Raw genomic sequence first — 10,455 nt, 5'->3', positions numbered from 1 at the left:
CCAGCCAGCGTTCCTTGTGGTGCAGGTGCGCCAGCGGCGTGCCGCTCAAGGCGTTGAAGGTTTTGCGGCAGGGCACGCAGCGATAGCGCTGCAGGCCATGGACCTGGCCATGCCGGTGGAAATGTGTCGATAGACATGCCGGACAATGCAGTTGCGCCTGCGCTGTCTGCTCGATCAGGGTGACGGCCGCAACCTGTGGCGCGATGGTGCGCAATAAATCGCTGCTGGCAAGGCGCTGACGGTGCGACAGTTGCGGGAATTGCCTGGCGAAGGCCTGCCACTGGGCTGTATCCATGATCGGCTCCTTGAAAGGCAATACCTGACCAGTTAGACCGCAGAAATTTCACGGCGTTCCCACCGTTTTCGCTGACATAGCCTTTTTCACCCAGGTCAGCATTTGTTTTGCTGCCGCTGTGCTCGCCATCTTTCATCTGGGGAATTTTGATCCACATCAAAGTTTTTTAGACTCCAAACACTTAACCTCTGGCCACCATCATAAATAGACATTCCAGGGAGTCTTTGTGGATCAATCGCTGAACTATAACTACAAGATCGTGAAGCAATTCGCGGTCGCTACTGTGGTATGGGGCGTCATCGGCATGCTGGTCGGCGTGATTATCGCCGCCCAGCTGGCCTGGCCTGCCCTGAACCTCGACATACCGTGGCTCACCTACGGCCGTTTGCGTCCGCTGCACACGAATGCGGTCATTTTTGCGTTCGGCATCTGCGGCCTGTTCGCCACCTCGTACTACGTGGTGCAACGCACCTGCCAGGTACGCCTGTTTTCCGACAAGCTGGCCGCCTTTACCTTCTGGGGCTGGCAGGCGGTGATCCTGTGCGCGGTCGTCTCGCTGCCGATGGGCCTGACGCGCGGCAAGGAATACGCCGAACTCGAATGGCCAATCTCGATTTTGATCGCAGTGGTCTGGATCGCCTACGCCATCGTGTTTTTCGGCACGCTCATCAAGCGCAAGGTCAAGCATATCTACGTGGCCAACTGGTTCTTCGGCGCCTACATCCTGGCCGTGACCATTTTGCACGTCGTCAATGGCGCCGTCATGCCGGCCTCGTTCACCAAATCCTACTCGGCCTATGCCGGCGTGCAGGACGCCATGATTCAATGGTGGTACGGCCATAACGCGGTGGGCTTCATCCTGACCGCCGGCTACCTGGGCATGGTGTATTACTTCATCCCGAAACAGGCCGAGCGCCCCGTCTACTCGTACCGCCTGTCGATCGTCCACTTCTGGGCGCTGATCTTCACCTACATGTGGGCCGGCCCGCACCACCTGCACTACACGGCCCTGCCGGACTGGACGCAATCGATCGGCATGGTGTTCTCGCTGGTGCTGCTGGCGCCAAGCTGGGGCGGCATGATCAACGGCATCATGACCCTGTCGGGCGCCTGGCACAAGCTGCGCACCGACCCGATCCTGAAATTCATGATCGTCTCGCTGTCGTTCTACGGCATCGCCACCTTCGAAGGCCCGATGATGTCGATCAAGACCATCAACTCGCTGTCGCACTACACCGACTGGACCGTGGCCCACGTGCATGCGGGCGCCCTGGGCTGGGTCGGCTTCATCACCATGGGCTCGATCTACTACCTGCTGCCGCGCGTGGCTGGCCAGACCAAGATGTACAGCACGCGCCTGGTCGACCTGCATTTCTGGGTCGCCACCATCGGCATCGTGCTGTATATCGCCGCGATGTGGATTGCCGGCGTGATGCAGGGCCTGATGTGGCGCGCGGTCAACCCGGACGGTACCCTGACCTACACCTTTGTCGAAGGCGTCAAGGCGACCTATCCGTACTACGTGGTGCGCGTCGGCGGCGGCCTGCTGTACCTGGCTGGCATGTGCGTGATGGGCTACAACACCTACATGACCTTGCGCGGCACCAAGGTGCCGGTCGCACGCATCCCGGAACTGAACGCGGCGCACGCCTGATAGGAGCGAAAGCAAATGAAATTCTCACATGCATGGATTGAAAAAAACCCCTGGCTGCTGATCGGCCTGGTCACCCTGGTGATCAGCGTCGGCGGCGCCGTTGAAATCGTGCCGCTGTTCTTCCAGAAGAGCACCACCGAGCCGATCGCCGGCCTGAAGCCGTATTCGCCGCTGCGCCTGGCCGGCCGCGACATCTATGTGCGCGAAGGCTGCTACAACTGCCACTCGCAGATGGTGCGTCCGCTGCGCGCGGAAACCGAGCGCTATGGCCATTATTCGGTGGCCGGCGAGTTCGTCTACGACCGTCCGTTCCAGTGGGGTTCCAAACGTACCGGCCCCGACCTGGCAAGGGTCGGCGCGCGCTACAGCGACGAATGGCACCGCACCCACCTGAACAATCCGCGCGACGTGGTGCCCGAGTCGAACATGCCGTCCTACCCATGGCTGGCCAAGACCAGGCTGGTGCCCGACGAGATCGTGCCGAAGATGCGCGCTCTCAAACGCCTGGGCCAGCCGTACAGCGAAGAAGAAATCAAGGCCGGTCCGGCGCAGCTGCAGGACAAGACGGAAGAAGACGCCCTGGTGGCCTACCTGCAAGGCCTGGGCACATTAATCAAAACGAGGAATTAGCATGGCAATCGAGAATCTGTTCGACAGCGCCAGCAGCGTCATGACGGTGGTTTCCTTTACGACGTTCGTGGGCATCCTGTGGTGGACTTTCAGCCGCAGCAACAAGGACTTCGACGCGGCGGCCAATTTGCCGTTCGCCGACGAAGCGCTGGACTATCCGGCCGACGCCGGAGTGGCAAAAGAGGAGCGCAGCCATGTCTGACTTTACCAGTGGTTTCTGGAATATTTATATTGTCGTGCTGTCGCTGTTGGGCATCATCGGCTGCGGCGTGCTGCTGTACTCGCAGTCGAAGGTGACGGTACTGCCGGGCGCGCCGGCCGACGGCACCACCGGCCACGTGTGGGACGAAGACCTGAAGGAACTCAATACGCCGATGCCGCGCTGGTGGATGTGGCTGTTCTACATCACCATCGTGTTCGCGCTGGCGTATCTGTTCCTGTATCCGGGCCTGGGTACCTATGCGGGCAAGCTGGGCTGGAAATCGTCGGGCCAGTACGAGCAGGAGCTGAAAAAAGCGGAAGCCGACTACGGCCCCCTGTTCGACAAGTACCTGAAGCAGGACCTGAAAACCGTGGCCGCCGATCCGCAAGCGAACGCCATCGGCCAGCGCCTGTTCCTGACCTACTGCGCGCAGTGCCATGGTTCGGATGCACGCGGCAACAAGGGCTTTCCCAACCTGACCGACAAGGACTGGCTGTATGGCGGCGACCCCGACATCATCAAGACCACCATCATGCACGGCCGTAACGGCATCATGATCCCGATGGGCGCGGCCCTGGGTTCGGAACAGGATATCGAGAACGTGGCCCATTACGTGCTGAGCCTGTCGGGCTCGACCTCGGACCCGGTCAAATCGGTGCTGGGCAAATCGAAATTCGGCGCCTGCATGGCCTGCCATGGCGCCGACGCCAAGGGCAACGCGCAGCTCGGCGCGCCTAACCTGACCGACAAGATCTGGCTGTATGGCGGCAGCGCCGACACCATCATGGAAACCATCCGCAAGGGCCGCAACAACACCATGCCGGCCTTCGGCGACTTCCTTGGCGAGTCGAAAGTGCATGTGCTGTCGGCCTATATCTGGAGCCTGTCGAACCCCCAGCCAACGGTCCCTGTGAAGTAATGTAATGGAACCCCAAGTCATCAAGATGTATGCGGCCCGCGAGCAGATCTACCCTCGCGAGGCCAAAGGACGCTATGCGACATGGCGCTGGGTGTGCGTGTGGCTCACCCAGCTGGCGTTCTACGGCTTGCCGTGGCTCAACTGGAACGGCAGGCAAGCCCTGCTGTTCGACTTGACCACGCGCAAGTTCTACATTTTCGGCGTGGTGCTGTGGCCGCAGGATTTCATTTATCTGGCGGCTCTGCTGATCATCGCGGCATATCTGCTGTTCCTCGTCACCGCCATTGCCGGGCGGGTCTGGTGCGGCTTTTCCTGTCCGCAAACGGTGTATACCGAAATCTTCCTGTGGGTCGAACGCAAGATCGAAGGCACGCGCAGCGCGCGCATGGCGCTCGACCGCCAGGGTCCTTCCGTGCGCAAGACCGGCAAGAAAGTCGCCAAGCACCTGGCCTGGGGTGCGATCGCCCTGTGGACGGGCTTTACCTTTGTCGGCTACTTCACGCCGATCCAGGACCTGGTGCACGAAGTGCGGACCTTCAATTTCGGTCCGTGGGAGTGGTTCTGGATTCTGTTCTACAGCCTGGCCACCTACGGCAACGCGGGCTGGCTGCGCGAACAGGTGTGCAAATACATGTGCCCGTATGCGCGCTTCCAGAGCGCCATGTTCGACCAGGACACCCTGATCATCACCTACGATGACAAACGCGGCGAACCACGCGGCGCGCTGAACAAGAAAGCCGCCAAAGACGGCACGCAGGCCAGGCTGGGCGACTGCATCGACTGCACCCTGTGCGTGCAGGTGTGCCCGACCGGCATCGATATCCGCAATGGCCTGCAATACGAATGCATCGGCTGCGCCGCCTGCGTCGACGCCTGCAACAGCGTGATGGACAAGGTCGAGCGGCCGCGCGGGCTGATCCGCTACAGCACCGACCATGCGATGGAAAACAACTTCAATTCGCAGCAGATCCGCCGCCGCGCCATGCGCCCGCGCGTGCTGATCTACACGTCCATCCTGGCGCTGATCATCGTCGCCGTCTGTACCTCGCTGTTCCTGCGCACGCCATTGAAAATGGACGTGATCCGCGACCGCGGCTCGATGGGCCGCGAAGTGGAAGACGGCATGATTGAAAACGTGTACCGCCTGCAGATCATGAACACCTCGGAACAGTCGCAGCGTTTCAGGATCGCGGTGTCGGGCCTGCCCGGCCTGGCCTTGATCACGCGCGACGAAGTGACCCTGCAGCCGACCGAAACGCTGGGCTGGCCGGTACGTTTGCGCGTGCCGCACGGGGTGGGAGAAAAAGGCTCGAACAAGATCCAGATCGAGCTGCAGTCGCTTGACGATCCGTCATTGCATGTGCGCGAAAGCGCGGTATTTATCGTGCCGCGTTAAACAGGAAGGAGAAAAAGTGTCCAAATCAGCCAAATTGCAAGTCCCCGTCGCCCCCTGGTACAAGCACCGCTGGCCGTGGCTGCTGATGATCGGCCCCGGCCTGTCGGTAGTGGTCGGCAGCTTCATGGGCTATATCGCATTTACGCAGCCCGACGCGCTGGTGGTCGGCGACTATTACAAGCAAGGCAAGGCCATCAACCAGGACTTGCGCCGCGACACGGTGGCCAGCAACCTGGCGATGGATGCCAGCGTGGCGTATGACGTGGCGCAGTCGCGCATCACCGGTTCCGTGCACAGCTTCGGCAAGGCCTGGCAGCAGCCCTTGCAGCTGCACCTGGCGCATGCGACCCTGCCGGAAAAAGATATCCGCCTGATGGTGCAGCCCGATGCGCAAGGCAATTTTTCGGTCTCGCTGCCGATGCTCGAGCGCAGCCGCTGGCAGGTACTGGTGGAAGACGGCAAGCGCGAATGGCGCTTGTCGGGCATCTGGACCTGGCCGGCCCAGCGCAGCATCACGCTGCGCGCCGACAGCGAGCTGTGATTACTTGCAGATGTCGGTGCCGGCCGTAATGGCTTTCAATTTGGCAGGCTGCAGGATCTCGATCTCGCGGTTCGACACGCGCAGCCAGCCTTCCTTCTTGAATTTCGACAGCAAGCGGCTGATGCTCTCGATGGTCAGGCCCAGGTAGTTGCCGATTTCCTCGCGCGACATGCGCAGCTGGAAATTGCTGCCCGAATAGCCGCGCGCCTCATAGCGCGACGCCAGGTTGACGATAAAGGCGGCAAAGCGCTGGGTTGCCTGCATATTGCCCAGCAACAGCATCACGCTTTGCTCGCGCGTGATTTCCTGGCTCATCATGCGGTGGAAATGGCGCAGCAGGGTCGGCATATTGCCCAGCAATTGTTCCAGGCTGGAAAATGGAATTTCACACACTTCGCTGTCTTCCAGCGCCACCGCATTGCAATGATGGCGGTCAGCGCTGATGGCGTCCATGCCCAGCAGTTCGCCGGCCATCTGGAAGCCCGTCACCTGCTCCTCGCCACCAGGATTGATCTGGTAAGTCTTGAAGTGGCCCAGGCGGATCGCGTACAGGTTCTGGAAGGCGTCGCCGATACGGAACAGCGAGACGCCGCGCGCAATCTTGCGGCGGCGGCCGATGATCTGGTCAAGGCGATCCATATCGCCCATGTCGAGTCCCATGGGCAGGCACAACTGGTGCATGCTGCAGGTCGCGCAACGCGCACGCAACACTTCCACGTTCACGGTGGGCAGGGTTGGAGACAATAGCTCTGGTGTCATGTGCATTACCTTTTATAAAATACAACACCAAGTCTACTGTATCTGCGAGGGCAATGTACCAATTTCGGCGAAATACACCGAATAAACCACGTTCGGCCTTTATTTTCATGGCAGCGCCGCCACAAGCCCATGCTTGCCAAGTTAACGTATTGATAGGAGAATTCCTCACAGCATGGTTTGCCGCTTGTGCCGCATGCTAAGGATAAGGAAATGATGAAGCCTCTTGGCATTAAAGCAAAAGTTGCGCTGGCCACCAGCCTGACCTCGATCGCCATGATTGCCCTGGTCACCCTGGTGCAGGTGCAGCGCATGCGCGACGATTTCACCAAGGTTCTGTTGAGCCAGCAAACGGCGATGATCGAACGCACGGCCGATGAACTCGATGGCAAGCTCGGCATGCTGCTCGACGTGATCAGCGAAACGGCGCGCCGCCAGCCGGCGGCGCTGATGACGCAGCCGGACCAGTTGCGCCAGTACCATGAGCAGCGCGCCATGCTGTCTCTGTTCGACGACGTGCTGGTGCTCGATGCGAACGGCACGGTCGTCAGCGATGTGCCCGAAGTGCCGGGGCGCAGCGGCGTCGAGGTGGCCGACCGCGACTACTTTCAGACCGTCATGCGCACGCGCCAGCCGATGATCACCGAACCGATGCTGGGCAAGAAAAGCGGCATGCCCATCGTGCAGATGGTGGCGCCCGTGCTGGACGCCAATGGCGAGGTGACGGGCATCGTGATCGGCGTGCTGCGCCTGTACAAGGACAACCTGCTGGGCGACCTGCGCACGGCCAAGGTCGGCAAGAATGGTTTTTACTTCATCCTCACGCAAGGCAAGGTGCCGCTGTATGTGCTGCATCCCGATCCGGCCAAACTGCTGCAGCCGCGCGCCGATAATGCCAACCCCGCCACCACCGCGCTGATTGCGCGTGGCGGCGAAGGCAGCATGGTCAGCACCAACAGCCGCGGCATCAAGGCCGTCAACAGCTTCAAGCACCTGAAATCGGTGGACTGGCTGCTGGCCGCCTCGCTGCCGATCGACGACGCATTCGAGCCTTTCGACGGCGTGCTGTACCGGCTGATCCTGTGGAGCGCCTGCGCTTCGCTGCTGGCGGCGCTGGTGCTGGGCTGGGTCACGGTGCGCCTGCTGTCGCCGCTGGTGCGCCTGCGCGACACTCTGCTGGCCCTGCGCAGCAGCGGCCAGCGCTTCACGCCGCTGCCGGTCGAGCAGCGCGATGAAATCGGCGAACTGACGGCGGCCTTCAACAGCCTGATGAGCGAACGCGACCGGTTACAGCAGGAAGTGGAAGTGCGCGCCAGCGAACTCGAAGACGAACGCGACCGCGCCGAAGCGGCCAACCGCGCGAAAAGCGATTTTGTCGCCAACATGAGCCATGAAATCCGCACCCCGCTGAACGCCGTATTGGGCATGGTGTATTTGCTGGGCAACACCAAACTCAATACCGAGCAGCGCAAATACCTGACCATGGTGAGGGTGGCCGGCCAGTCGCTGCTGGGCATCCTCAACGACGTGCTCGATTTTTCCAAGATCGAGGCGAGGCGCATGGACCTGTCGCCGGTCGAATTCGACCTCGACGAGGTGATGAACACGCTGGCCACCACCATGACCATGAACGCCGGCGAAAAGGAGCTGGAACTGGCCATCGCGGTGGAACCGGACGTGCCGCGCCGCCTGGTGGGCGACGCCCAGCGGCTGCAGCAAGTCCTGGTCAATCTGGCCGGCAACGCCATCAAGTTTACCGAAAGCGGCGAAGTGGTGGTGGCCGTCAGCGTGGCCGAGCAGGCGCCGGGCCAGGCCTGGCTGCGCTTCGAAGTGCGCGATACCGGCATCGGCATGACGCCGCAGCAGCAGGAACAGCTTTTCACCGCCTTTTCGCAGGGTGACCAGAGCATCACGCGGCGCTTTGGCGGCACCGGCCTGGGCCTGGCCATCAGCAAGCACCTGATCCACATGATGGGCGGCGACATCGCCGTGGCCAGCAGCGAAGGCAGGGGCAGCCGCTTCTGGTTCAGCGTGCCATTCGAAGCGCTGGCGCAGGCGAACGAAGAACGCCGCAAGCCGGCCCTGGGCCAGTTGCGCCTGCTGGTGGCCGACGACAACCGCACCACGCGCGAACTGATCGTCAAACTGATCGAAGCGTGGGGCTGGGCCGCCGATGAAGTGGACTCCGGCTTTGCCGCCATCGAGCTGTACCGCGAACGCCTGGACAGCCAGCAGCCGTACGACGTGGTGCTGGCCGACTGGCATATGCCGGTGATGGATGGCCTGGCCACGGCCAAGGCGATACGCCAGGCGGCCAGCGGACAGCGCCAGCCCATCGTGGTGATGGTCAACGCGTTTGCCCGCAACCACCTGGAAGAAATCTCCAGCGCGGCCGAAGCGGACGTGGTGCTGATGAAGCCGATCACGGGATCGAGCCTGTTCGACGCGCTGCACCAGGCCTTGAGCGCCAAGCAGGATGGCGAACAGCACATCGCGCTGCAGCAGAGCGGCAACGAGCTGGCCGGCGTGCACTTCCTGCTGGTCGAAGACAACCACCTGAACCAGGCCGTGGCGCGCGGCATCCTCGAACACATGGGCGCCACCCTGGACGTGGTCGGCGACGGCCTGCAGGCGGTCGAGCGCCTGCGCATGGAATCCTTGCGCTACGACATCGTGCTGATGGATATGCAGATGCCGGTGATGGACGGCTTCAGCGCCACCCACATCATCCGCACCGAACTGCGCCTGCAGCTGCCCGTGATCGCCATGACGGCCGGCGTGCTGGCCTCCGAACGCGAGCGCTGCATGACGGCCGGCATCACCGACTTTATCGCCAAGCCGGTGGTGGTCGAAGAGATGATGGCCGTGATCAGCCGCCACCTGCCGAAACGCACACCGGTGCAGGCGCAAGCCGCCGCGCCGCTCGACGACGAGGTGTTTTCCATGGCCGCGCTGATGCGCGTGATGGGCAAGGACGCCAAGGGCAGGGGCGTGTTGCGGCGCATGGTGGAAGACGCGCTGAACAAGGGCATGACGCCCTTGCGCGAGGCCGAAGCGGCGCTGCAGGCGGGCCACCACAGCACCGTCGCGCGCATCCTGCACGGCCTGCGCGGCTCGGTGGGGACGCTGGGCACCAAGCGCCTGATACGCGCCTCATTCGCCACCGAGCAGGCGATCGACGAAGGCCGCTACGAAGAAGTGCCGGCGCTGCTGGCGCGGACGGTGCGCGAACTCGAGCAGGTGCTGGTGGCGGCGGCGCACTGGCTGTCGCGGCTGGAGGATTGATTGTTTATGCCGGCACGCCCAAAATCACGCTCGACGCCTTGAACATCGCCGTCACACGGCTTCCGACGGCGATTGCCATCTCGCTGGCGCTCTGATTGGTGATGATGGCGGCAATCGTGCCGCCACCGGGCAACGCCAGCACCACCTCCGTATTGACGGTGCCCGTCTGCACCCGCGTGACGGCGCCGGCCAGCTGGTTGCGCGCCGAGAAGCGCGCGCCGTCACTGTCCGCCACCAAAATGATCGACGAGGCCTTGATCAGGGCGAACGCCTCCACACCGGGCCCCAGGCCCAGGCTGTCGCTGCTGCCCTGCGTGACGATGGCGACGATCCGCTGGCCACCGGGCAGCATCAACGTCACTTCGTCGTTGACCGCGCCCGCCTTGAGCTCGGCCACCTTGCCGAGGAATTGATTGCGTGCCGTGGTTTTCATGGCCATTCTCCGTATCAGTAAAAGGTCGTCGGCGATGCCTTCGGCCTGGCTGCCCAGCTGACGCAGGTAGCGCGCGTGCTCGACTTCGATGATGCGAAAGTTGTCGACCAGCTGGCGCCCGCGCTGCGTCAGCCGCGTGCCGCCGCCGCCCTTGCCGCCGGCCAGCCGCTCCACCAGCGGCTCGCCGGCCAGATTGTTCATCGCGTCGATCGCATCCCAGGCCGCCTTGTAGCTCATTTTGACCGCCTTGGCCGCCTGCGTGATCGAGCCGCATGCGGCGATCGCGGCCAGCAATTCCACCCTGCCGGCGCCGCCTAACTGCTCGCCGCCGACCGTCATCCAGA

Annotated in this window: 10 protein-coding genes; 7 read left to right on the top strand and 3 right to left on the bottom strand. The window is 62.4% G+C overall.

Features of this window, described 5'->3' with window-relative positions; genetic code table 11:
- The coding region (locus ASR47_RS11695) for an IS1 family transposase (protein WP_150127766.1) at nt 1–295 on the bottom strand (295 nt) is incomplete at its 3' end.
- Nucleotides 296–521: 226 nt separating this feature from the next.
- On the opposite strand from ASR47_RS11695, the gene ccoN reads away from it, so the two are divergent.
- From ccoN to ASR47_RS11665, 6 genes are read left to right on the top strand one after another with little or no spacing between them, the layout of a single operon-like run.
- Entirely contained in the window at nt 522–1,949 is a 1,428-nt protein-coding gene (ccoN, locus tag ASR47_RS11690) for a cytochrome-c oxidase, cbb3-type subunit I (RefSeq protein WP_065307944.1), read from the top strand.
- 15 nt (nt 1,950–1,964) lie between these two features.
- A complete protein-coding gene (gene ccoO / locus ASR47_RS11685; RefSeq protein ID WP_065307943.1) occupies nt 1,965–2,579 on the top strand; it encodes a cytochrome-c oxidase, cbb3-type subunit II in 615 nt (204 codons plus the stop codon).
- A gap of 1 nt (nt 2,580) precedes the next feature.
- Nucleotides 2,581–2,781, top strand: a complete 201-nt coding sequence (locus ASR47_RS11680; protein ID WP_065307942.1) for a cbb3-type cytochrome oxidase subunit 3 — start codon at nt 2,581–2,583, stop codon at nt 2,779–2,781.
- The gene (ccoP, locus tag ASR47_RS11675) at nt 2,774–3,700 is read left to right on the top strand and encodes a cytochrome-c oxidase, cbb3-type subunit III (RefSeq protein WP_065307941.1); all 927 of its coding nucleotides are present in this window, start codon (nt 2,774–2,776) and stop codon (nt 3,698–3,700) included. Before ASR47_RS11680 ends, ccoP begins: the two co-directional genes overlap by 8 nt.
- Before the next feature lie 4 nt (nt 3,701–3,704).
- Nucleotides 3,705–5,096, top strand: coding sequence for a cytochrome c oxidase accessory protein CcoG (gene ccoG, locus ASR47_RS11670; RefSeq protein ID WP_150127765.1), 1,392 nt, complete (start codon nt 3,705–3,707; stop codon nt 5,094–5,096).
- A 16-nt stretch (nt 5,097–5,112) separates the two neighbouring features.
- Nucleotides 5,113–5,637: a FixH family protein gene (locus ASR47_RS11665; protein WP_065307940.1), complete on the top strand. Its 525-nt coding sequence runs from the start codon at nt 5,113–5,115 to the stop codon at nt 5,635–5,637.
- On the opposite strand, the gene fnr is transcribed toward ASR47_RS11665, so the two are convergent.
- Nucleotides 5,638–6,396, bottom strand: a complete 759-nt coding sequence (fnr, locus tag ASR47_RS11660) for a fumarate/nitrate reduction transcriptional regulator Fnr (RefSeq protein WP_065307939.1) — start codon at nt 6,394–6,396, stop codon at nt 5,638–5,640.
- Between the two features lie 213 nt (nt 6,397–6,609).
- Between fnr and ASR47_RS11655 the strand changes: the two genes are divergently transcribed.
- Entirely contained in the window at nt 6,610–9,678 is a 3,069-nt protein-coding gene (locus tag ASR47_RS11655; protein WP_065307962.1) for a HAMP domain-containing sensor histidine kinase, read from the top strand.
- A gap of 4 nt (nt 9,679–9,682) precedes the next feature.
- Here the strand turns inward: ASR47_RS11655 and ASR47_RS11650 are convergent, their stop codons facing one another.
- A complete protein-coding gene (locus ASR47_RS11650) occupies nt 9,683–10,450 on the bottom strand; it encodes a TOBE domain-containing protein (RefSeq protein ID WP_065307961.1) in 768 nt (255 codons plus the stop codon).
- Nucleotides 10,451–10,455: the final 5 nt, after the last annotated feature.

It is taken from the genome of Janthinobacterium psychrotolerans, assembly GCF_001677885.1.
Lineage (GTDB): Bacteria > Pseudomonadota > Gammaproteobacteria > Burkholderiales > Burkholderiaceae_D > Janthinobacterium > Janthinobacterium psychrotolerans.
This window is presented reverse-complemented; position numbering and strand designations above follow the sequence as displayed.